The 24,363-nt window shown below is 51.6% G+C and carries 17 protein-coding genes; 7 read left to right on the top strand and 10 right to left on the bottom strand.

The genetic code is table 11. From position 1 onward, the window contains the following. A partial coding sequence (locus ABX962_RS06510; RefSeq protein ID WP_372717724.1) for a putative PEP-binding protein occupies positions 1 to 655 on the top strand: 655 nt, incomplete at its 5' end. Between the two features lie 320 nt (positions 656 to 975). Here ABX962_RS06510 and ABX962_RS06505 read toward each other — a convergent pair. The 3 genes from ABX962_RS06505 to ABX962_RS06495 form a co-directional block, all read right to left on the bottom strand. Continuing rightward, positions 976 to 2,508, bottom strand: a complete 1,533-nt coding sequence (locus ABX962_RS06505; RefSeq protein ID WP_372717722.1) for a sulfatase-like hydrolase/transferase — start codon at positions 2,506 to 2,508, stop codon at positions 976 to 978. A gap of 76 nt (positions 2,509 to 2,584) precedes the next feature. Next, a complete protein-coding gene (locus ABX962_RS06500; protein ID WP_372717720.1) occupies positions 2,585 to 2,809 on the bottom strand; it encodes a hypothetical protein in 225 nt (74 codons plus the stop codon). Positions 2,810 to 3,021: 212 nt separating this feature from the next. Next, complete coding sequence (locus ABX962_RS06495) at positions 3,022 to 4,227, bottom strand: DUF1559 domain-containing protein (protein ID WP_372717718.1); 1,206 nt, start codon at positions 4,225 to 4,227, stop codon at positions 3,022 to 3,024. 1,665 nt (positions 4,228 to 5,892) lie between these two features. On the opposite strand from ABX962_RS06495, the gene ABX962_RS06490 reads away from it, so the two are divergent. The 3 genes from ABX962_RS06490 (at position 5,893) to ABX962_RS06480 (ending at position 7,873) form a co-directional block, all read left to right on the top strand. Next, positions 5,893 to 6,249, top strand: coding sequence for a hypothetical protein (locus ABX962_RS06490; RefSeq protein ID WP_372717716.1), 357 nt, complete (start codon positions 5,893 to 5,895; stop codon positions 6,247 to 6,249). A gap of 289 nt (positions 6,250 to 6,538) precedes the next feature. Then, on the top strand, positions 6,539 to 6,730 hold the full coding sequence (locus tag ABX962_RS06485; RefSeq protein ID WP_372717714.1) for a hypothetical protein: 192 nt from the start codon (positions 6,539 to 6,541) through the stop codon (positions 6,728 to 6,730). A 696-nt stretch (positions 6,731 to 7,426) separates the two neighbouring features. Next, on the top strand, positions 7,427 to 7,873 hold the full coding sequence (locus ABX962_RS06480; RefSeq protein ID WP_372717713.1) for a hypothetical protein: 447 nt from the start codon (positions 7,427 to 7,429) through the stop codon (positions 7,871 to 7,873). Positions 7,874 to 7,907: 34 nt separating this feature from the next. Here the strand turns inward: ABX962_RS06480 and ABX962_RS06475 are convergent, their stop codons facing one another. The 7 genes from ABX962_RS06475 to ABX962_RS06445 all read right to left on the bottom strand — a co-directional run bounded on the left by ABX962_RS06475 (position 7,908) and on the right by ABX962_RS06445 (position 19,850). Continuing rightward, complete coding sequence (locus ABX962_RS06475; protein WP_372717711.1) at positions 7,908 to 9,359, bottom strand: formylglycine-generating enzyme family protein; 1,452 nt, start codon at positions 9,357 to 9,359, stop codon at positions 7,908 to 7,910. Further along, on the bottom strand, positions 9,356 to 10,591 hold the full coding sequence (locus ABX962_RS06470; RefSeq protein ID WP_372717709.1) for an SUMF1/EgtB/PvdO family nonheme iron enzyme: 1,236 nt from the start codon (positions 10,589 to 10,591) through the stop codon (positions 9,356 to 9,358). Before ABX962_RS06470 ends, ABX962_RS06475 begins: the two co-directional genes overlap by 4 nt. A 143-nt stretch (positions 10,592 to 10,734) precedes the next feature. Further along, positions 10,735 to 12,855, bottom strand: a complete 2,121-nt coding sequence (locus tag ABX962_RS06465; RefSeq protein WP_372717707.1) for an ABC transporter permease — start codon at positions 12,853 to 12,855, stop codon at positions 10,735 to 10,737. Then, positions 12,852 to 13,727, bottom strand: coding sequence for an ABC transporter ATP-binding protein (locus tag ABX962_RS06460; RefSeq protein WP_372717705.1), 876 nt, complete (start codon positions 13,725 to 13,727; stop codon positions 12,852 to 12,854). Before ABX962_RS06460 ends, ABX962_RS06465 begins: the two co-directional genes overlap by 4 nt. A gap of 12 nt (positions 13,728 to 13,739) precedes the next feature. Beyond that, positions 13,740 to 15,806, bottom strand: a complete 2,067-nt coding sequence (locus tag ABX962_RS06455; RefSeq protein ID WP_372717703.1) for a hypothetical protein — start codon at positions 15,804 to 15,806, stop codon at positions 13,740 to 13,742. Positions 15,807 to 15,849: 43 nt separating this feature from the next. Beyond that, positions 15,850 to 18,759 (bottom strand): hypothetical protein, encoded by a 2,910-nt coding sequence (locus ABX962_RS06450; RefSeq protein ID WP_372717701.1) that lies wholly within the window; start codon positions 18,757 to 18,759, stop codon positions 15,850 to 15,852. A gap of 11 nt (positions 18,760 to 18,770) precedes the next feature. After that, positions 18,771 to 19,850 carry a hypothetical protein gene (locus ABX962_RS06445; protein WP_372717699.1) on the bottom strand — a complete coding sequence of 360 codons (1,080 nt, stop codon included), beginning with the start codon at positions 19,848 to 19,850 and terminating at the stop codon, positions 18,771 to 18,773. Positions 19,851 to 21,539: 1,689 nt separating this feature from the next. Here ABX962_RS06445 and ABX962_RS06440 point away from each other — a divergent pair. From ABX962_RS06440 to ABX962_RS06430, 3 genes are all read left to right on the top strand, one after another. Beyond that, entirely contained in the window at positions 21,540 to 21,866 is a 327-nt protein-coding gene (locus ABX962_RS06440) for a hypothetical protein (RefSeq protein WP_372717697.1), read from the top strand. Positions 21,867 to 22,178: 312 nt separating this feature from the next. Continuing rightward, on the top strand, positions 22,179 to 23,372 hold the full coding sequence (locus ABX962_RS06435) for an SHD1 domain-containing protein (protein WP_372717695.1): 1,194 nt from the start codon (positions 22,179 to 22,181) through the stop codon (positions 23,370 to 23,372). A gap of 496 nt (positions 23,373 to 23,868) precedes the next feature. Next, a partial coding sequence (locus tag ABX962_RS06430; protein ID WP_372717694.1) for a DNA polymerase occupies positions 23,869 to 24,363 on the top strand: 495 nt, incomplete at its 3' end.

The following is a 24,363-nucleotide window of genomic DNA, read 5'->3' as shown; positions in this document are numbered from 1 at the left end:
CTTCAAGACAAACGAATATGCGAACTTGATTGGAGGCGCAGCCTACGAGCCGAAGGAAGAAAATCCGATGCTCGGATTTCGCGGTGCATCACGCTACTACTCACCATCGTTTCGTGAAGCCTTTGGGTTGGAATGCAAAGCCGTGCAAAAGGTCCGGCAAGAAATGGGGCTACGCAATCTGAAACTGATGATTCCGTTTTGCCGAACCGTCGAAGAAGGTCGCAAAGTACAGGATGAAATGGCGAAGCACGGACTGGTTCGCGGGCAAGACGGACTCGAAATCTACGTGATGTGCGAGATTCCCAGCAACGTGATTTTGGCAGATCAGTTCGCCGAGATTTTTGATGGCTTTTCGATCGGATCAAACGATTTAACGCAGTTGACGCTCGGAGTCGACCGTGACTCTGAGATCGTGGCCCACGTTTTCGACGAAAACAATGAAGCGGTGAAACGCTCCATCGCGTCGGTGATCCAGGCGGCGAAGGCCAACGGAGCCAAAATCGGAATCTGTGGCCAAGCCCCAAGCGACTACCCCGAGTTTGCGGAGTTCCTGGTCGAGCAAGGTATCGACAGCATGTCGCTCACCCCCGACGCGGTCGTCAAAACAACAATGAACGTGTTGGAGGTTGAAAAGAGACTGCACTTAAACCCATAGCCCCCAAACGTGCGCAAGAACACAAGCGAGTCTGAGGACTTTGCCGGTGGTGTTCGCGCCGCTCCGCTATAAAAACCACTCGCTTAGGGCCAGGGGTAGATTGCATTGGGCGTAAGACACCGGGTGATGCGTGGGACCCGGCCGCTGACGCGTCGCGGCTCAATAAGTCAACAAGCGGTTTGCTGATTTCGCGGCCCCGTTTCGCGGTCGATAAGTGGGATCGGCGAAAGTCTGTGTCTCGGTCGCTGCTTGCGAACGTGGCATCGCCGCTACTTTCGCGTCACCCAAGATGGCTGACGTCGGGCAAATCGGACAATGCGTTAAGGTTTGCTTTTCCAGAGTTCAACGTGCATAACGTCGTTCTTTGCATCGGTCCCCTCGGTGCTGCGTCCCCGCCGGACGTCGGATTCGAGCAGACCGAGCAATCGATTGGCAACATCGGGTTCGCTCAAGTAGAGATTGTTGGTCTCGCCGAGATCCGACGCCAAGTCGTACAGTTGGGCTTCGAGGGCGTCAGCGGAAACATTTTTCTCACGCGGTGCGGTCAACCCGCCCGACCCCCGAGCGAGCAACAGTTTCCAATCCCCCTGACGATAAGCAAAGTGGCCGTCGATTGCGTGGTGAATGATTCCCGCTCGAGTGGTCTGGATCGGTTGACCATGCAGCGCTGGCAAAAAACTGACGCTGTCTTCAGCGGAGCCCGCCGGCAACTCGGTCGCTAAAATTTCGGCGCACGTGGCCATCAGATCCCACTGGCCGATCGTTTGGTCCGATCGCGTTGCCGGTTCAATTTTGGCGGGCCAGCGAACAACAAACGGCACTCGATGGCCGCCCTCCCAAAGGTCACCTTTGGAACCTCGCAGCGGCCCGCTGACGTAGTGTCCCTTTTCTTTCAGCTGTTCGATTTTGGCCATCTTTGAACAGCCGTTGTCGGTGGTGAAAATAACGATTGTATTTTCCGCGCCGGGTGACTGATCGACCGCATTGACAATCGCGCCGACGACGTCGTCGGTCTGCATGACAAAATCACCGTAGCGGCCTACAGCGCTCTTCCCGTTCCACTGAGCCGATGGCACAATCGGGGTGTGGGGTGAGTTCAGTGCAATGTACGCAAAATACGGTCGCTCTGCTGTTTGCCGCTTGATGTACTGGACCGCTTTTTGTTTCAGCATCGGCAGCACGTCCACCGCTTCGAAATCCGGCTCCGCCGGTCCTTCACGCTGGTATTTCTTGGTTGCCGTCGCCTGGCCAACGAAGCGATCATTTTCGATGTAAATAAACGGTGGCATGTCGAGCGAGGCCGAGATGCCATAAAAGTAGTCGAAACCTCGCGCCGTTGGACCATTTTCGATCGTGCCCGTCCAATCGATGTTCTCGGGGCTGTGACCTTTACCCGGAGCTTTGCCATCGGTGGTAGGGAGATCCATTCCCAGATGCCATTTGCCGATCGCTGCGGTGTTGTATCCCTGGTCCTTCAAGAAACCCGCTACGGTCACCCGGTGCGGATCGATCAGCGGCGGGCTATATCCATACAGCACGAACCGTTGCAGTTGGGTCCGCCAGTTGTAGCGTCCGGTCAGGATGCTGTATCGGGTTGGCGTGCATACCGACGACGACGAGTGCGCGTCCGTAAAATGCATGCCTTGCGATACCAATTGATCGATGGCCGGCGTAGGCACCTTGCACCGATCGGGATTCATCGCAGACACCTCGCCGTATCCCATATCGTCTGCAAGGATGAATACGACGTTGGGGCTGTTTGTCGGGGCAGCTCCTGCGACACCAACCAGCGCCGCGGTGCTAAACGCGATAAACAGAAGAGCCGTTTTGGGGGCGAATGTAGCCTTCATCATGCAACCTGATCTTGATAGAGCTTGGCCAGTTTGGTCTTGGCCAAAAGCAACACCGCCGTTGGCCACAGCCTAAGAATCACTCTTCTTCCGCGTCGGGTTCCACATAGCCATCCTCCCACTGCTTCTCATATTGATTTGCGCCTTCTACCAGCTCGGGATGTTCTTCAAGGTATGCATTAAGTTCATCCTTGCTGCCACCCGTCACGGAATTGCTTTGTTCTGAACAACCAGTCATTGCCGCAACCGACATCACGGACAGGAGAGCAGCAAACACACACGGTTTTGAGATAATTCGTTTCACGATATCGATCCAAAAAGTAAAATAAATGGTCTCCCGATGCGTCTGCCACAAGGCGAGACACACCGGCGCAATGACGGTGCCCGCCCGATGGCTGACACCGTTTCGTAACCTATCAACGCACGTAAGCGTTTTTGAGATCTCTTTCGTCCATGATCATTGCATCCATGATCATGGATGAATTGACGACAGACTCACGCGGAGCAGAAGCGGGATTAAAACTCGGAGTCAATGACCTCTTTGGCCGCTCGAGTGCCCAAAGCGCCCCACAAACCATAGGGGCTCTCCGACCCCGGTGGCGTAGCGGACCCAAGCGTTGCCACCCTGGGTGCTTCTTGATTTCCAGCTTCGATCGAGTCAGTAATGAATTTGACTGCCCCGTCGCCCATCAGCACGTGGACACCACCTTGATGGCGACTGCTGGGCGGCGCGATGGCTGCAGCTCGTGAATTGGAAGACCCCAGACACATCCGTTCGTTCGGAGGCCAGATCGTCGTCATTCCAGAATAAGCGGGAGCCGCCCAAGCCCATTTATACCCACGTCGGCGTTCCGCGTTTCCTTCGGTTTGCTGAGACGTATGCCAAAATTGGGGACGCTCGGGATCCGTATTGGGACACAAGTTAGACGGGACACGATCCGTGAGCCGTCTGCCATCGATATTCGTTGATTCGTAACCAAACTCGGTTCGTTTGTCGCGGTCTCCTAAGTCGGTCGCGATCTCGCCGCCAGCAATGGTGTTGGACAGACCATCCAAAACGTCACGGAACCTCGTCGTTTGTCGCATCACGAACATCCCACGCTGAGCAGCCCGCACAGCCTGAGACGCTCGAGGAACACCGGCTGCGTTCTTGGCGCCCTCGTGTGACTGGTGCGGGCTATCGCCGTAGCAGTAGGCGTAATTGGTTCTTCCCTGCGACGGAAGCCCGTCGCCAGGATCGCTGGGGCAACGCAGTGCCGCAATGTTGGTACGCCAGGGGACGTAGTTGTTCGCACCATGATGAGATAACCACATCTCTGGGTTGGGGCCCATCGGCTGCCAAACATCGTTAGTGGTGGAGGGGTCGCCGTCGGCGTCAAGCGGATTGGAGATCTGTTCCCAAAGACTTTGTTGCTCGAAGAACGGTGTTAAGCCGACCAACCAATTCAAGTACACGTTATTGGCATTGGTTCCTGGCACAACCGCACTCGCAGAGGTGACTTTTGCCGTGCCGCTTCCGGCAGGCGGCAATTGCTTGTAGGCAGAATGGTAGTTGTGCATCGCCAAGCCGAGTTGCTTCATATTGTTGCTACAACTCATTCGCCTCGCAGCTTCGCGGGCCGCCTGCACGGCTGGCAACAATAGCCCGACGAGGACGCCAATAATTGCGATGACAACGAGAAGCTCCACCAATGTGAAGCCAGAATGTTGTGACTTTTTCATGTCATTCACCAGAAAAGAGAAAAGAAAGCGACTAACGCAGCCTGAATCGTTGGCTATCCCACTCCATCTAACGGATGCAGCAGACAAACCGAATTGTTCAGAGAAAACGGTCGAGTGGTCGAAAAGATGCAGGAAAATGGGATTCAAGTGCGAACGGGACGCCGATCTGACATCCTGGAAATTACATTCCAACGCCGCACTTAATCGATGACGAGCAGGGGGAATTTCTTAACTACAAAAATGCAGGAAATTCACGTTTTTTAAAAGATCATGGTGCTGGATCACCGGCGAATCGAACCACCCACGCGTCGGAATACCAAGCTCATCATTCCATTAAGGCAACCACGATTCAATAATTTATTGCGACACGGGGTTAATCAACTGCGACGCGGAGATCAGCCTTCATTTCCGACATGGATCAACAGAAACATCCCGTTTTGATGGGTAGAACAAGAGCCAGTCAGACGGATTGTTGGTGAGAAACATGCTGTGTCCCTCTGCCGCTCTGCCGTCCACCCTTTCAGTCGCGATAGCGACTGAAAGCACCTAGCTGCGGGCGTGAGCCCGCAGAAACGTTCCCCTGCCTCAATCCCAAGTCACGATAGCGACGGCAGCAGCAAACATGACTTGCGAGGGGCCGCTATCGCAACAAGATCTGCGCACCTCATAGTCGCTCGGCTTTCCAAGCCGACTGCGATTATTCACTTGCAGCAAATCGCGTGATCGGCAGTCATTCATTGAAACCACGCGTGCACCAACAGCGATCATCGCACCACTCGCACCGCCGCATCGGATGTAACCGTCTGCGGGGACAGACGAATACGAATCCGCAGCGTTACCCGTCGACGCTCAAACCCATCACGCTTCGCCCCCGATCTCGACCGGCTTACTTTTCCGAGATGGCTTAAAGTAAACCAACGCTCAGTAGCTGACTCTCCTGTTTTGCAGCACACCGTTTTGCTTATCAACGAAGTGCTCGCCAAATCAGCTGGCTTGCTGATTCCGCATTCACTCTACGCGGCCCGATTGGTGTGTCCGTCATGTGATTGTCACCTCACCAAGGGCACGATCGACGATGCCAAGTTCTTTTGTGAGAAATGCGGATCAGAATCCGCCCGTTCAACTGGCGTCCATAGCCATGTATCGCTTGCACGCGTAGAAGACTTGGAAGATCAAACGTAGTTCACGGTCACACAAGTTCTTCAGGTTTGGCGGCAGCGAGGGACGAGCCTAATCCCAAACGCAATGTCCAACGCGAGCCGCTTTGTGGCGGGAGGAGGCTGGATCGTTAAAGCGACGTCGTTTGACATTGCCAAACGCTGGCGGAGAGTGCAGCTCGATGCATCACAGTGCCCCGGATGAAGTGCTGCATTCAGAGGAATACAGGAAAATCGGTGACAGGAAAATGATGATGCTGCATTTGGGGGCTGATCATTTTTCTGTCCCTCATCTTCCTGTAAATCCACCTTTATTTGATTGGTCGATGAAGCGATGTTTCGCGAAGCCGATTTTTACACAACCGAACATTGCAGCAACCCACTGCACCTCGTCCTAAAATATCGACTAGAATCGGAAGCCGAATAAGCGAGTCTCAAGCGTGGAGCCTCGCAACCTTTAAGTACGACGCCGAGTCGTACATCACGACCTTGTGCGGCCTATGCTCGAATGAGTTTCAATCCGTACCAATCGCCCGACTCGAGCCCCGTCGAAGCAGAGCACCGCCCATCGCGTGATGGCACTCGTGCCGTACGCATCGCGATTTATTCCCATCTAGCGATCGTAGCAATGACCGGAATGGCGATGACTCACGATACAAGATCGGTGATCTGGTCTGAACGCTGGGAACCGTTCCTGGAACTTGCACTATTGATCGGGCTAATCGGAATGTTCATTTGTCCTGTCATGTTGTTGGTCGCGGTTTGGCGTTCGTCCCTGTCGCCTTTTCGTCGTTTCGCAGCTCTAGCAGTGGGTGGCGGAATCGTCTTCGCCCATTTCATCGCCCTAATCCCCAGCGTCCAGTAGTTGACGGCCGCATATGATGGTGCTTACGCAAGGTCTGCATCGTGGCGGGGATGCGACAGGATCGTTGACGCAATGTCAGTCGATGATAAAGAACCTTAGCTCTTGGTGCAGTCAGATGCACCTAACGCACTTTGTTGGATACCGCGTTATCTCGCGTTCAGGAGATTACAGGAAGATGGGTGACAGGAAAATTTTGATGCTGTCGGTTTGACGCTGACCATTTTTCGGTCGCAATGAACGTGCTGTCTCCATCCTTCTGGCTCAGCGAAGGAAGAAAGGACAAACGAAAATGGGGCGGGGGTGGATTCGGTTGAAGGACGCCAACGACGTGAATTGCGGGGCGAAACCGCAAGGGGACGTTTCGGCGGTTGCATCGGCGGTTGCATTGCGTCCGATTCCATCCGAGTTGCTGGATGTAATCCGGCATTGGGAAGCCGAGCACGGCCAATCATCGAACGCGGCCGCCGGGGACGTACTGTGACGTGTGGAATACAGTGTTCCGGGGTAATGCCGTCTTGGCTGGAAATCGCGTTAGACGCGATGTGGGGCGCGATAAACGGATTTACAACGCTGGATAGTTCGAGCAAAGATAAGGGAATGCACCGAAGCTGCGTGTCGCGTTAGTTCTCGTGGGGCGATCAATCCAGCTGTTTGACTTCGGGCTTCGCCACACCGATGTGAGTTACGGGGGTTAATTCTGCACGTAGGTGGATTAGCCGAAAGCTCTGAGATGTGACACGGATCCATCTCTGCCCTCGCCACCAATGTGATTTTCGACGGATTGTTTCGCTGCACCAGTGGCCGACATCGGTGGTCGTTTGGTGAGCCGCATCCTGCCGGCATTGTGTCGACCGTCGCGGCAAAGAGAGGAAACACAGTTCGGCCGTCAAATCTAAATGGGGCGGAAGCGTTGAACCTTGGGGGGCTTTTCGTTCGAGCGATTTGGTGTTTGATGAAAAGGAGATCGCTGAATATTTAACCCTAATCTGCCAGCGTTCAAACCGTCCTTGTCACACTGGACGCATCTCGAGCGGAACGATGCGAGATAACCCTCTATCCCAGCTTCAATCCTGGGCTTTGGCATTTCCTACCAGAACACGTTTTGGAGTAAATGCATCGATCCCTTACGCTGCTCTCTGTGCAACGCAGATCCCTCACATGCAAACAGAGTGCAAGAATGCAAACAATTACCGATCAAGAATTTTGGGCGAATCTTATCGAGCAAGGAAGACTTCGTCGAGAATTGGAAAGCCGAATGTTGATCAATGAGCGGATAATCGATTTCTTGACCCGATGCAGGTCTCGTGGCGCTCGATACTCGCCGGGGCGGACTCGTTTGCCCAACCACTCGCAACTAGCGATGTACTGCGGTTGTGACGTTTCGACGATCGGTCGAATCCAAAAGGGCAGAACTAAGAATCCACCACTTTCCACGATCGCGATTCTTAGCGTGTTGGCCTGCATCTATCCCTCGGTTCCAAAAGAGGATTTGCTAGAAGAACAAAGGGCCAGGATTGCCGATGCGGATCGATGGCTGCAAACAGACGAGCGTACACGCAGTGAACTCCGTGAAGCATTAGTTGACGGCATCATGAAGCGACGCTTTGACGTCGAGCAAAATTAATTTGCGATCTGGGATCCGCCCTCGACAATAGCGGTTACTGAACCTCCTCAACCAACAGTTTCAGCAGTTGGTCGAAGTATGGGTCTTCACCTGATAACGGGTCTTTGGACTTTTCAAGCAACTTGACGCATTTCTGCTTGTCGCCTGACCTGTATGCTGCCATCGCTTCGTAGTAATCAATGCGAGCTTCGGCAAGCGAACGTTCGCGGCCGGTCGATAACTCAGCTACCGCAAGACGATTGGCATTTAAGCTCTGTGTCGTTCGTTCCATCGCATTTGTTTCGCCAAGCACTGAGTTGAGGCGAACAATTAAGATCCAGTCTTTGGCGAGAATTCTTTCCAATACTACGCGAAACCCCGGTGGTGCGTCTTCGACCACGTTTTGGCTTTCTAATTCGCTAAAGGTGTACCCACTCGGTTCACCATCTTTCATTGGGTGTCCGCCCCAGCTTGAAAAGGTGATCCAGTCAGAGACGTTTTGACCCAGCGAGTAATTGTATCCGCCGCCGGCCAAAAAGAAGACCTGGCCTTTGTCGGCATTCAATTCCACTTCATTTTGCTCGGCTAACATCTTCTGAATCTTCGATAGGCGTGCACCGTCTTTTTCAGCGAGCACCCATTCGAAGACATTGCCGTGCATGTTGAACAACCCCCAATCGTTCCGTGTTCCGCTTCCCACCGGTTGAGGCTCTGTTGCGGTCGTTGCAAAATCTCGCTCGTTTCCCAATGCGAGTTTCATGAAGGCCGACAATATCTCTACTGCGCGTCGGGGGTTCTCGTGTTTGGCGGCAACATCGAAAACTTGATCTTGGGTTCCAACAAAATTTCCTCTATCGGCGAAATTCTTTTTCCAAACGTCTTCACAGTCGGAACGGACATCACCAGGGATGTCGTCTATTTTCGGCCAAGTACCGAAGTGTGGTCGTTCCTCTGTCTTTTCGACGTTGCCAATTGTTCGGCACGCATATTGCCACTCATCGCGGGTTGGAAGACGAAAGCGGCGATCCTCAATCGATCCGGTGGAGGATTTTGAACTTTGATCAATTTCGTTGAGTGCTTCACAGAATGCTGCAGCTTCGAATACGGTGACACCTCTAATTGGAAATGCATCGCCTTTCCCCCCGGAGTCCCCAGCAAGCATTCGGTCGAGAACCGTTTCCAATGCTGACGCTCCCATTACCGCCTTGTACTGTTTCTGCGATACCTCTGTTTCACCTATATAATAGCCGCTCAATGTCGCCAAAGCAGCACCTCGCGTTATTTTATCCATCATGGCGTTCCCTGAAGGAGCGGCTAATGGTTTCGGCTTTCCTCGCAGGAGCTCGCCTTCAGGGCAATAGTGAAATCTCACTTCCAAGACACCATCAACTCCACGGACATTAACAATTACTTCCTCACCAGCACGCGGTTCTGCCGCGAGGCTGTCTTGCACTGCCAAAAACGAAATAAGGATACATAGTAAGGCAAACTTGAGGAGAAACTTCATCGTGCAAAGCTCAATAGTAAAACAGGGCGAAATCCGACATTGGGACTCTGCTGACTCGCGACGCGAGAGCGTCGCACGGGGAACTGCTGATTGAATCGAGTGTCTTGGTCCGATCCACCACGAACACTCTTGTGTGACATTTCGACCGATGCAGCCATATCCTTTTGTGGAAGTCTGCTGAGTATATTGGCGACAAGTGGTGAGACCGATTGTCTCTTTGGCGTTTCAAATCGTTTCAAGGACGGGGTGTATTTCACAACAGTGCAAGAACCGTCAAACAACCGGTTTTCATAGCTGTCCATACACCATTCACTTAATCCACCGGCTAATCCGTGAATGCCGCTTGGGGTCACGTCTACAGACGGTTGCAAAGTATCAATTCCCTCTGAATCGGACACTGCTACGCCCCAAGGGTAAATGCGTTCCGTCTGTCCACGTGCGGCACACTCCCATTCAATTTCGGTGGGCAAACGCACCTCTAACCCTATACGACGCTGAAACGCCACGCAAAATGCGGTTGCTTCTGTCCAAGACACATTGGCTTTAGCTACCGAAGTGTCTGAGCTCTGCGGCATTGACTCTTCCGCAATACTTGATTCGGTATGGTCATCCAATGCTGACATCGTTGGTGGCTCCCGCTCATTTAAAGTTGCAGAAGCAGTTGATTCAACAATTGCCTCGTATTGGCCAACCGTGATCTCACGATCGAGAACAAAAAAGCCCGTTGTGACTTGAACTTTTTGAGCAGGGCTTGCGTTGTGTCCAAACAAGAGCTGGTCCGACGCTTTCGCAACTTCAATTCGTTGTTTCTCAGAATAGCCGACGGAATATTCACCAGGTAAGACTAACACAAACCGAAACTCAACCTTCGACTTTGGATCGACGTAAATCAGGTCTCCGTTTCTGATGGACTCCAACTTTACAGCCCGCTTGTAATCTAAGATGCCTTCGTCGTAACGTCCGAGTTTTACAAGCACACGCCCTCTCCCCAGATAGGCGTCGGCCAAACGTAGATTCTCACGTATCGCCGCAGAATAGAGCTTGCCCGCTTCGTAGTACTCACCAGTGATTTCTTTTGCAATGGCTTTTTGTAACAGCGACTTGTTACCCGCAGTCGGCTCAACGCTTTCAAGTGAATCGGGATTTTCCACCGATGGAATGACGGTGGGGATTTCGACCTCTACCTTTTCTGCAATTTCGTTACGCGTCGTAGCGTCTACAGGATGAACCACTGCCGGTTTATCTGGATCGGGGTCGGACCTGTTGGACGGCATTTCGCTGCGAGTCGATTCCTCTTGCGCACACACGTGCTCTGTTTGGCAAAACAGCAGTTCCCCCAATAGGAAAACCATCCACAACCAACATCTGCTGTGAGTCATCGGAACCGCCCCTCAACAATTGCATCGAACGGGTCCATCCTACTTGCCTTATTCGCCGGGATGATTGCGCCAACCGTGCAGCAGGTGAGTGCACCGATTACGACCAATGCAATATCTTTAGGTCCGATAATCACATGAATGACAGGCTTGACCTGAGCCAATGCAGATGCGGTCGATGGTTGCCAATTAAAAAAGATCGCTGCTAATGCACCGAACGAGATCGTCACAACTGCCGCCAAGACGCCGATGATCGCAGCGCGCAGGAAAATCATGTAAAACACACCGAATCGCGATACCCCCATAACTCGCAAGATTCCGATCGTCCCCCGTTTTCGCTCAGTGGAATCCAACAAAACACTGAAGACAGTTATCACGCCAAAGGAGAATACGCCGATGCCGACAATCAGAACGAGTAGTCGCAAAGATTTATCCTGCTGTTGAATCTCACGAATGCGTGTCACTTCGGACATAATTGCGAAGCCACGTTCTCGCAAAACCTCTGACACCGCTGGTACCTTGTCAATCGTGTCGGCGTACAGCCTCGCTTTGTTGAATAGTGTCTCTTCCGCGTTGGGAACGAAAAGTCGGCTAGCAGGGTCATATTCAACCGTTCCGGCTTTGTCCGCATTCAACAAGGACAACAAATCCATCGGCACAATCGCCGTCTTCATCGCGTTAGTAGTTGACTTGGATTTAACTTCCTCTGTTTCAATAATGTCGCTCTGCGGTAATTCATTGGTACTGACAACATGAGGTTGCGAGTCTCTAAGGCCTTGTTGAGAAGCTGACGTTTCCGATGGTGCCGTTTCAACCTTGTCTAGTGCTTTCTCTTCAGGACTAACATCGAATTCAGGTGATATTGTTACGGGGGCTGATTCTTGCGACTCGGGATAATCGCTCGTATTGATTGCGACCTCCGTCGCGTCCTGGGTTGAGCGACTCTCGGCTGAAACTTTAATTTTTGCCCCACTCGCAGATTTAATCTCAACTACTCCAGGCACGTCTGCTTCGTCAAAAAACTGGACTGAAAAGGTATCGGCATCAAAATTAAATGCTCCGTCACGATCATGCAGATAAAGCCGTAACCATGTAACCGAAGGCAATGAGATTCCAACCAGCCGGTATTCGCGATCTAAAAGCTTCACATCGAGTGGTTCGTTCCACGGAATGACAACGTCGTCTGCTTCGGTGAAGCGAGATAGTTGTCCGGGAGCCAGGTCTAGCGTTTGCTGCTCCCCCGTGGTCGGCGTGCTCAGACGATAAACCTCGAGACTTTCGAGCGAATCGGGCTTTAAGACCCCATGCAGCGTCCTGGTCTGCTCATCATTTACTTGTTCGAGTGTAAAGCCACGTTCTTGAAGTGTGCGCATATCCTCATCGGAAAGAAGACTACCTTTCTCACACACGATCAAGTAACTTGAATAGCGATCGGGCGCAGAAATCTTGAACGCAGGCCAGCCAAACATTTTCACCTGATAGCCCATCACATACTGTTCCATCGCGGCGAGCATATTCACATCTACGTAGCCGACATTGTTTTGCTCGGCTCCGGTGCGTGCGATAATCTCGCCTACCATTAATTCCAAGGATGCGGTCTCGACGATTCCCTCTCGAGCACGTTCAACCGTCGCGACAACCTTGTCACCAACCTTGACTTGAAGTTCCTCGGCCAAGCTGCTAATTAATGCAACTTCTCGCTCACCAAGTCCTTTGGGGTCCACGCCATATTGCCGAAGGATCGGATCGCCGGGACGTGTGGAATACAGTGTCGCACGATCAACTTTTCGAGGTGTCTCACCACTGACTGAAGTGAGAGAAACCAAACGCTGAATTTCGGGGATGACAATCTCGACACCCGGAATCTCCTTTTCATATTTCTCAACAGCATCCATCGTCATTAGTTCGCCGTGCTGGCCAGACCAAAACACGACCTGTCGTCCAGTAGGACTCTTTAGCAACTCTTCTCGCAAGTCAGCGAGGTGACCATTCCGAAGCCCCAGCAGCAAGAGGATCGGCAGACAGATCCCGGCGACGATGATCACGTGGTGCTGGACCGACTGCCACAGTCGCACAACGTCCAATGCGGTTAAACTGTTGTAGAGTGTGAGTCGTTTCATTTCGATACAGGTTGTGCCGTAAGAATTTCGACCACACGCCCCGCAGCCCGATTTTTCTCAGGTGCCATGCGGATGGTCATGTCTGCGAACTCACTTGCCAGCGTTTCATCGTGCGTAATCATCACGACGGCACCGGGATCTTCACCTTCGAGTTGCGATTGTTTTAATTGTCGCAGAGACGCCCTCGCCAATTCTCGATTCAAAGCTGACGTCGGCTCGTCCACAAAAACAAGTCGCGGACGGTGTGCGATTGCGCGTGACAGGACGACTCGCTGATATTCGCCACCCGATAGTTTATTAATTCGGGCGTTGGCGAGACGGTTGTGATCACTGCTGTGATTACCTGTGTCATCGACCGGACCCGTCGATCCGTTCGATTCCCCGGTACATTGATTCAGACCAAACGCTGAAAGAAGTTCATCAACGCGACGATGGGTCTCACGACGGCTGAAGCCGTTGAGTCGTAGTGGAATCGCAATATTCTCGCGAACCGTCAACGAACTGAGTAGTTCGCCGCTTTGCAATGCGAAACCAATATGTCTTCGACGTAGCTGCTCAATTCGCGTCTGGCAATTGTGGCTCCAAAGTTGTTTCAAGTCATACGTAGCAAGCGAGCCATCCGCCTGTCGTCCTGAAATTATGAACTCGCCAACAGAGCCAGAGTCTGAAGGCCGGCGAAGAAGTCCGAGCACACTCAGCAGCGTTGTTTTGCCGCAACCGCTCGGTCCGAGCAACGCGGCAAACGTTCCTGGAAAGATCGCCAGTCGTTCGGGCACCGTGACAACAAAACTCTCCCCGCTTTCCGGATCGTGTAACCGCTGTTCAAGCTGGTCGACAGCCAAGATTGGCGTCGTTGAATCGGCTTGTGACATTTCGTACGCTTCCTACGGTAGTTCGGACAAAGCCAAAAACGTGAATTGATCAGAGTCCTCGTTGTTCATGGTCGTCCAATCAGTCTTCCCACCAAGCACCAACGATTTAGCTCTATCGCGAGCGGTGCCCAGTGATTCGAGCCAATTGTTAAATGCAGGTGTTGTCATTACCGCAATCTCCTGAGCACTCACTTCCAGTGCTGGAGTTTTCAAGGGGAAATCAAACTGAATCACATTGGTTAGATTGACGTTTTCATCAATTTCCTGACCAGCGACCTGAGAAGCAATTGCACGTTTTAGATCTTCCAATATGTCTGCAACATTTTGCCGGTCAGCTTTGTTAGCCTTGTTTTTAAACGTTGTATGCAGCGAATCAAGGATACTAAATAAACGCATGAGTTCTTCTTTGAAAACCATCACGCGTTTGGTGCCGACAAGACGCCCGTTCGCATCACGAGTTCCAGCGTACCCCAATTCAACTTGGTTGACACCGCTTGTATCACCTTTCGTGCCGACAATTTGGTAGATTGCCGCGCCCATATTTCCTTGAAATGCATTTGAACTTTCGGATGCACCGCCGTCACGAGCAACGGCTAAGGCTTGGTACGCTTTGCTTAAAATATCCACTAGCCCCGTAATGGCTCGATCCTTGTCGCTTGGGGATCTATAGGTGTCGATCGAAGCATAGAAGCCCTGAAGCTGATCTTGATTAGATGCAATTTGGCGAAATTGGCGGTTAGTGATCTCTCGCCAACGATTTTGGGTGTCGTTGTAACTGATATTATTGACTAGTAAAACAGCGGCTTCTTTCGTAAATGACTCCGCAAATGCATTTACAACCGCATTAGGATTATCTCGAACTGCCTGCACAATTTGTGCATCTTCAAATAGCTTCGTCATTGCAGTTTTAGCTTCCGGATCAAAATCTTTAAAAGGTCCATTGAGCAATTTATTGAGTGGTGATTCGTGGTTATTACATACTGCATGAAAGTTCTTTGCTGCTTGAGCCCGTTCGCTATCGCTACCACCAAGAGGTCGTGCTTCGGCCAATATCTCCTCGAGGGATTTACGAGTGATGCTTTGCAGGTTCTCCCTCGTCACTGGATCGTAGCCATTCTTGGCGGGACAATCACCGAGCAAAATGACATGCTTCGAACTATTGGGACGCCAGCCGACTTCGCGAATTGCGGCATCAATTCCAGCAACAACGTCATCAGGCCAATCGTCTTCGCCTCGACTTGAGCACTGAATTGCTTTAAGTTCGCTTGTGAAGAGGTCATAACCATCGGTTAGACGGCAGCGAACTTTGGCTGCGAAATCACCATTTGGCGGCGAGTCTCTGTACTCCACAAGTCCGAAATGAACGACCGGCTTGATCTCCGGCATCTGGCGAAGCTGACTAGCAGCTCGATCCGTGACCTCACGAACCGCTTCAATCATTGTCTCCATACTAAAAGTACTGGCAACAACGAAAACAACTTCGAATTGAAGATTGTACAGAGCCATTTGCTCTTTCTCTTTTGCTCCACTAGACGAAATGTCACCAGTAAAAACGATGACTGGAAACACATCATCTGATACGTCACCTGATGGCGAATCGACAATAAGAGCAAATCGTTTTGCTCCATCCGGTATCTGGCCTTCCTTGCCAACAAATTCAATGTGCGGAGTCTTCCCATCGGCGTCACGAAAGACCGTGAAGTGTCGATCAGGCTGCGGCAGTGCTGGCTCAATTCCGAATCGTGTGTTCCACGATGCCACAAACTCTTTCTTAATCCATCCAACCGTCTCTCCATTTCGTTTACCGATCTTGTAGTAGCCGTTTTGCTCATTGGTTGAGGTTCCGGTTTGCAGTCGATAGTAGACGCTAAAAGCAGGGACGGGGATTCGCTGGGAACTTAGCGTTGGTTCCTTTACGTAGACCGCCGAACTCGATTGAACAATCAGTTTTTCATACAGATTGCCACTTCCTGATGTCGAACGAATCAACTGGTCTGTGTCCGCTCCGGAAAGCGATCCCACAAAACCGGTAAGCATGACAACTGCTAGCGTCGATCGAAATATCTCAAAACCATTCATGATTCAAAACCCTCCCCGTTACGAAAAATTGGAATCTAACTAATCACTTACTTGAAAAAGCAAGACGACTTCGCAGTTCAGACACCTTTGACAGAGCACGCACGCGATCTCGCGGACTGTTCGCTGCGGACAATGCGACCTCATATGCAGCTAACGAATCCTCGAATCGTTGCAGCCCTTCATAGGCACTTGCACTAAAATAATTCGCTTCAAATTCGGATATCGCATCACGATCTTTTGCCTTTTGGACCTCTCCAAGAAACTGTCGATATGACACAGACTCTGATGTGTGGCGATGTAATCCTTCTAGTCGCATGTCAAGGTATAGTCGCCACAGCGTTTGATCGTTTGGGTGTCGCTTCAAGCCACGGGCGAGCAAATCGCTTGCTAATTCCAACTCGCCACGAGCGCGAAGCTCGACTGCATCTTGACGATAGATCTCCGTGGAATCGAGTCGAGATTTCGCCTCTTGTACCATAGAGATTAAATGCGGGTACTTAGTCTGCATTCGCCTAGCCGTCAATTGTTCATCTACTTTCGCGAATGCGTCGACGGCCTTTCGAATCAACATCTGTTGGCGATCACTGCCATCGTTCTCTCGTGAATTAATATAAGCTTCGATGGCACTGGCCAGTGCAAAACCAACCCAAGGCGATTGCACTTGATCAATCGTGCGAGCCAAAATTGGTTCGGTAACCGCATCGACTGACTTTAGTTTCAAACTGGGATTCAAGAATCCGATCGATGACAACAAGGCTAATTCACCCCGATCTGCTTTTACGTCGGCAAGAATTTTGAAGGCATGGACGGAATCTTCGATCGTCGAAACTGCCTCGAAACCGTCAGTGCGACCGAGCGCCGCTGCGGCGTCTTGAACGCTAGAGTCTTCGCCGCCTTGGTTCGACAATTTAGCACCATCGAGAGCGGTCTTCATTTGATCCGATGCCATTGCTGGATCACCGTAGTTCAGTGTATACATCCCCTCCAAAAACCGACTAAGCAGCTCGCGAAATCGTCGTTCTTCCAGTGCCAAACGGGCACTCGACTGGCCGGTTTGTCCCGACAATGACGTCAACAGTGGCGAGCCCAATAGGCTGACGTCGCCTCTCTGGAATGGCAATTTCGACATTTCATCAAACGCAGCGGCAAAGCCTAGTAAAGCGTCATCGCGGTATTCTGGCAGCGTTTGCAGAGCCGTATGAGCGTACGCTAAACGGCTGGCGATCAATCCTTCCCGACTAGAAATTTTGCGATACTCGTCTTGTTCCGACTGTACAGCTGACTCTAAAACCAGCATCGAATCGCGAGCCAAGCGGTAGGCTTCTTGTAAACGTACTCGCTGTTCTTTGGAATTCGGAAACAAAGACGTTTGGTATGCGAGAGCAAGAGCAAGCACTGCACTGCCCTCAGCCTTGAGGGTCTCATCGTCGATAGATGGCAACAGTACTCGAAGCCGACTTGCCTGATCCGTTAGCTCTGCTGTGTATCGCTGTCGAGTAGCTGGAGGAACATTAGCAAGCCCCACCTTCTTGACTTCGTTCCAAATTCGATCAGCAGTCAATTTCGACAACACGATTTGAGTAGGCGCGTGCGAATTGACAAGAATTTCTTCAGCGATTGCACTCGAAGCGAACTCATTCAACTGATTGGAATCGATTTTCGCGCGACGCCCGGTTTCCAAAAGTCCGAGCCATGCGTCGACGTCACGATGTCGCATCGTCGCGTCCAATAGTGGCTGCCACGCCAGATCGGGATGCCCGGCTGTCGTTTGTTTTGCCACAATCGAGAGCGAAGATGCACTACTTTTCAATGCGATTTGACGCTGTTTCGCTTCACCAGCGAGTTGACTCAGGGATTCACTGTTTGGAAACTGTGATGCGATTTTGGCAGAGGCTAACGTGTAGTGCTTTTCCGCCATCTCAAAAAACGGCTCTGCCTGCTCATGGGCAGCCAACTGAGCTTGATTTTCTCGCGTTATCAGCAAACCACGCGATTCATTAACAAGTCCAAGTGCGAACAAAGCAATAGGGTTGTCCGCTGAGTGACCCTCCGGCAGCGAAGTTTCCGCGATCTGAGAAGTACTGCCCGTCAATGCCGCATCAGCCCACTGATTTGCTTCGTCCAGCAACGCGACATCGACCTTACTCACGTCTTGAATCGCCATTCGACAAGTAGCCAGTGCCTGGATTGCTTTGACATGAGCGATCATGTCAATTCTCAACGGCGGCGATATTGCTTGGAGGACTTTGAAATCAGAATTGGGGTCTAGGTTCGGCTCATCGTCAAACAGATAGTAGTCCTGGCGATCACGAGTAGCCTTGTAAATCTCGCCGATCCCCAAAAGGACATCTAGATTGGCCCGACGAGCCTTTGGGTAATTGCCAAGCCGCAGATGCATATCTGCCTCGGCCATCTTGCCGAGTAACTGGCGATAGGCTCGAGCGATTTGACGCAGTTGGCTCAATCGAGCTTTCTCTGCATCGCGAGCAAGCTGAAGTTGGCCCGCTGCCGTTTCTTGCCTCACACGAACCGCGTCAAGCCGCATTGCCAATCGCGGTGTCTCCGACAACTCCCGCTCCAAGTCAGGTACTTTTGCAATTTGCGATTCAATCTCAGCAAGTTCTGCCATACCCGACTCAAACTGATCGACCGCCAAGGTCCAAAGGCCAAGCCGTTCAGTATCCCGAGTAGCCATCTCCGCCAATAACAATCTACCCGTCGCGGTCTCCACTTGATTTTGAATGTTTGGATCCGTCGCAGCGGCGACCTTTGTCTTCTTCACCACATTGGCAATTGTCGTCACGGATCCAGCCAACGGTTCGGCCGAAAGTGCAACTAACTCCGAAACCGAGACGGCATGGTTAATCGCTATGGCGAAACAGCAAATCAGAATCAATCGCCGTCGCGATGGATGATTGAACGGCGTTTTATTTACCCTTGAATTGCGAGTCATCAGGATGTTTCCTATCTGCCGAAACGAATGTCAGAAGTGTTTACCGTGCTGCTGTTGACAGACCCAAGACGATAGGCCTCCAGCCAAAGCCTTGACTCGCCTTGTATCTTGAAAAGTGAACCGCTCAGGGAACGACGATCGATATCGTTCAGTTGACGCTCGAAGTAAGCTCCAATCAACGCATCATGCTGAGCCCGTTGCAGGTCGCCGGTCGCTCGCCGTGAGAGCGATCGGAAGTACCAATAGCGAGGCTTTGTGGGCGCAAGTTGTACCGCATTGTCAAAGTCGTTTAATGCGCCAAAGTAATCTCCTGCGAAGAACTTGGTACAGCCGAAGCCGTAATGATGTCGGGCAGCTGTATAGAGATCCGGTTCACTCCCAGAAGCTGGAACCGGTGCAGACTGTAGTCGACGTGCAACACTATACAGCGTGTCGAGATAACGAGAATACGATTGCAAATCACGGTCACTATCGCGAATCAAATCGATCGCAGTTAGATAATCTTGAAGTGCAGACGAGTCATTCCCAACCGATGCCCAGATTTCGGCGCGAGCCAAATAGGGATCGGGTAGCCGGTCACTTTCAGGCAACGCATCGTTATCCGCAATTGCCGATTGGATCTCTGCCCAGGCTTTGTTAATAGTGGGATTATTTTGAATTGCAATAATCGTCGGCACATTGGTTAAGCTCTCTGAATCCGACGGTTGTAAACGACTTTGGTATATCGCTCTTGCCTGCAATTCCTTGGCGCGTGAATCAAGTGTTGTTACGGCACCCGCCGAAACCCATCCAATGGTCGAGGAATTTTCAACGGAGCCAACCAGCCAATAGTTTCGCTTCGGCTGCCCGAAGGTTTCCTCACGAATTCCTGATACGACTGTGTTGGCAACTAAAGTGCTGCTCCCGCGATTGGGCATATCCGCGGGCGGAATAACATCACAATTACGGTGAACAACTAGCAATTGCCGTTTTAAAAGTCTTCCCCCGGCAGGCACTTGAGCATGTGCAAAACTCTGCTGAAGTATTTCAGGTACACCGATAGCGACAATAGCGGTAAACCCAACAAAGACAGTAACGAAGAGTGGTCTCATTTTGGATCAAAGGTGGGTGTGTCGGTCTTGTGATCGGGTAATAGCTTCGGCCGCAAGTTTGCATTACGAACGTGAATCCAAAAACCTCTATTGTTTGAAAGCGACGTTGTAGAACAGCTTCGATACTTCGATTTGATGCAACGGGCGGCATAGTCTGCTACCAAGCATAGTCGGCGGAGGCTGCATGCGACAGCACGTTACACGAATTTGCCAAAGTCGGTGAACATATCGTCATCGCCCCGGTGCGGCATTGTGTCACTATAACTGTATAGATTAGCCATATACGAAAGATATGGCGATTCCTCCAGCACTGCTATTCTGTTACTTCACGTTGTAGTACCCTCACATACGCATCGAATTGCAAGACACCCTGTATGCTGTCAAGCCACAACGGCAGGGAATACGGGCTGACAAGATTGGTTGAAGGTATTGCAACTATTGTGTTGCTCGCCGCCTCGCTTGAAGCAGGAACTGCGAGAGAAAGTCTTCAGCTCGATGGTCTGTGTCACCAATTTGGTGATACAACAGGTAATCCAGCGACAAGAACTTCGCCCCCTCCCTTTTTTGTCCGCATTTCTCAACCCTATATCGCTCGACAGAAGTGTACACCTGGTTCTTTCGAGATACCGATCCATCGACGTCGCGGGGACCTCGGTGAATCGCAGTGCGGTCGCCACTCCCAAATCCCCCCATCGACCATGTTTGATACCGCTGGTTCAAAACGGAAGCAGCAAATCCTCAAATTATCAGCCAAAATCGGGGCATTTCTGTCACATCAGGCAAAATGAGAAGTTCGCCGACATGCGACCCCGGTCGCCATCAACGCACGAAAACACTGTGAATCACAGCGTTTTTCTGATGCCGTCGAGAGGCCTCAAATCTGGACGGGATTAACTTATTTAGGCTATCACCCCAATCACTCCCAAAAGAAACGATGCTATAACCCGGTGAAAACGAGTCTTTTTCGGATATTTCCGATCGAATGCTGCGATGAATGCACCTGCAACCAAAGGAAGTAAAAAGTAACGTCCAGAAACTGTTGCAACTCTTTGTGTCGAATGAAGAAAAATGTCAAGCTCAGGTTCTTGAGATCGCTCGGAAGTGTTTTTGGCATGAAGATGGAGATTGAACGACGCGTACATATTCAACTAACTGCAAAGACGTTGACCGGGGTCACGCATGGCGACGCTCCGACGCTTGCCCGGGCGACACTCAATGGTCGTCATTTCCTTAAGGGACCACAAAGGCTTGCCTTTTGCGGGCTGAAGGCGAAGGGTAATCCAAAAATAGTTTGAAAAACCTGAGGTTCTACGGAGGATGGGTATTGGCATGACATCTTTTGCCGCGGTTCTTGGTGAACTCGGTCACGGTTAGCATCTAGGGCACTGCCATAACTTGCCAGAGCACGCTTTGATTCTCGATTGGCTACATATACAACCGTCCACAGGTGCTCTTGCATGTAACGACCGTTTGTCAGTTTGCTTTATGCGAGCACGCAAACACTCTATTTGCGCTAATAGCCTGCACCTGGCACTTCGAATAGCCTACAACTAGCCAAGAAAACACCCGAGATTCGCATGAGATATCCAAGCTCCAAAGCGGTCGAGGCGAATGATCCATTCGTCTATTTGAAAGGGCAGGATAGATCGCACTTCGTTGTCCGACCAAAAATCACTCTCGATACATTCCATGCTGAACCTTCCTAGCCTCATCAAACTCTCCGGTGTCGATCTGGCTCAATACAAAATAGACTGTGCAACCGGAAAGTCGCCCCATTCACCACTTGAGGCTTTTTTTGACGGCACGTTTCAGCAGTGGCAGGAAAGACAGAACCAACTGAACATCCAGTGCGATCAAGTTGTTGGCCTCATCAGCCTCTCCCCCTCGCGTTGGCATTTCGCGGGGCTCTATCGCGTCCTTGGCTACGCCAAAGGCCGTCCAGAGATGCCAAATGGACACCCGTTGCCGAACCTGGGACAGATAACAGACTTGATCGCGATGGGGAGTGCGAAGTGATGCCAAGTGAGAGGTGTCGGCTGGGAGCCGGATGCGTTAACGGCGCCAGTCCGGTTCTGAGAGGGTTCGGTGATCAATTGGACAAGGATCAAATATTGTGACACCACAAGGAGAAATCTGTGGCAAACCGTGAACACAAAGCGTATCCTAACATCCGAGAGACTCCGTTCTACTCGCCCGACGATCCGGCCGACCTAAACTAGGCCATCACAACGTCAACCGCCGGATCTCGGTTACGCTTACCGTTATCCGACTGAATTGCGCATGATCTCAAATTCATCCCCCTCAACATAGCTCCACTTTTTCCACACGATGGACAACTCCAAGACACTATTGCCAACGCTACTTTGCATGCTTCTCAGTATTTCTACTGTGCATGGCCAGCACCAACTACACGAGATTGCGCCACCAGATCCAGATGCACTCTACGCAACATTGGGCTTCTGTGGGTTCTCTGGAATTTCGGTTGACGACCTGAAGACGATCGCCTTAAACGACGAAGATTTGGCTGAAACTGTCAAAGCGATGCGTTCGCTGCGTTCGAGAGACGGGGTAATCGTGACGAACGTTCTTTCTGGCTCTGCCGCCGAATTGAGCGGACTTAAACCGTTTGACGTGATAAACAACGTCAACGGTACGCACGTTGCAACGTTTGAGGAAGCCGCAACCGAATTTGCACAGGTAACCCCCCCTTCCAAAGTTAAGTGCCGTATTCAGCGTTCGGGGCAACGTGGGACACGTGTTTTTTGGCGAGCAAATCAGGTCGATCTCTCAACCACCTCATACTTAACCTTCTGTATTCTTGCCACGGACACCGATCGCGACGAAGTGGAGAAGACCACAATCGTGTCGCACAAGGACGAACCGAGTCGCTGGCTCAACTCATATGTTGCACTTCAAGCGGTTCAGATACGGGACAAACCAGCCGTATTACGTTTAACCTTCAACTATTCCAGCGATGACTGGTTGTTTGTCAGTGGTGTGAATCTGGTAACCGACGACGAAAGACTGGACTTCTCGTTCACTTCGCCAACAAGAGACAACGACGTTGTCAGCGGGCGTCACCGCCTGTACGAACGCGAAAGTTTTGTGCTTGACGAAGGCCAGATTGCAACAATTCGGAACATCATCTCACGCCGAGATACAGGAACAATACGCTATACCGGTCAAACCTATCGCAAAGATGTTGCGTTTGGTTCATCAACACTGGAACGCATGAAGGTCGTTTTCGATCGCTGGGCGATCAGCACTGGAAACCCAACAATAACGCAATTGGTCGAACCTCCGCCTCGCGATAAGGAACCTGCCAACGAAATTCCGGAGCCCGCTCTCCGAACGTTCGTTGATAAAAGCGGTAAGTTCAGCATTAAAGCAGTGTTCCTGGGCGTCAAGAACGACAAGGTTGGTCTGAAGAAGATGGACGGTGAGGTTGTTTCGATACCGTTAACTTCCCTGTCAGACAACGATCAAGACTGGGTAAAAAGCAACGAAACATCGGATCCCTAAGACGGCGAATAACCATCGGAATCGGGATGGGGGTTCGGATTGCTCCGGAACCCCTCCCACATCACCTAGCATGCGGGTCCGCTACTCGGGCGATTCGCCGCGAGGATGCAAGCTGTTGCCAACGCTCTAATAGACTCAACAATCCCTCACTTTTCAGGTGCTCGTTCGATAACGCACGCTGGACTCCTGACGTCTTAGAAAGACGCCATGGGCCTTTGCCGCTATAAGGGAACGGTCGGGCATCCCGATACGACAAGCCTAATGACTTCAGGTTGCAAAGACGAGTTTTCGACTCCTTCCACTGTTTCCAGTACTATGCTCGCTTCGAACTTCTTTTGACGCACGCGAAGCTGATCCTACTTGTTCTTCAAATCATTGTGTCGCACCAATCTTTCTGTCCTCGCTTGCGACGTGGACAACTGTAGAACTCTGGGCCTACTTTTGCGGCTATCCACAAGTTTCGCCATTGCGGGAGCTCCGCCATGCTTTGTCCGAAATGAAGCTGGAAAAGTTGGCCGTCGGATCGGACGGACGTAATCGTGCAATGCTGAGTCCGTTTGCGAGTCGATCCGGCCGCAATCAACCGAGCAACAACAAGTTCATATTCGGTCCGTCGGTTTGGTTGCGTGGTTTGATAAAGCCGGCCGTCGGACGTTCCATTGCCTACGTCGATTGGTCGCAACAGGAACTAGGAATCGCGGCCGCGTTGTCGCAGGATCCCGCGTTGGGGCAAGCGTATGCGTCCGGTGATCCCTATTTGGAATTCGCCAAGATGGCCGGAGCTGTCCCACCGTCGGCAACGAAGAAAACCCACCCGAACGAAAGGTCCGCGTACAAAGTGTGCATGCTCGCGACGCAATACGGGATGAGCGAACACGGTTTGGCCGCGAAGCTAAACAAGCCGGTAGCCTTTGCGAGAAACCTACTCCGGCGGCATCGGGAGACGTTCCCCGTGTTTTGGCGTTGGTCGCAATCCCAAGTTGATACGGCG

The sequence above is a fragment of the Novipirellula sp. genome (assembly GCF_041583735.1).
Lineage (GTDB): Bacteria > Planctomycetota > Planctomycetia > Pirellulales > Pirellulaceae > Novipirellula.
The sequence above is the reverse complement of the archived record's forward strand: the minus strand, read 5'-3'. Positions and strand labels throughout refer to the sequence as shown.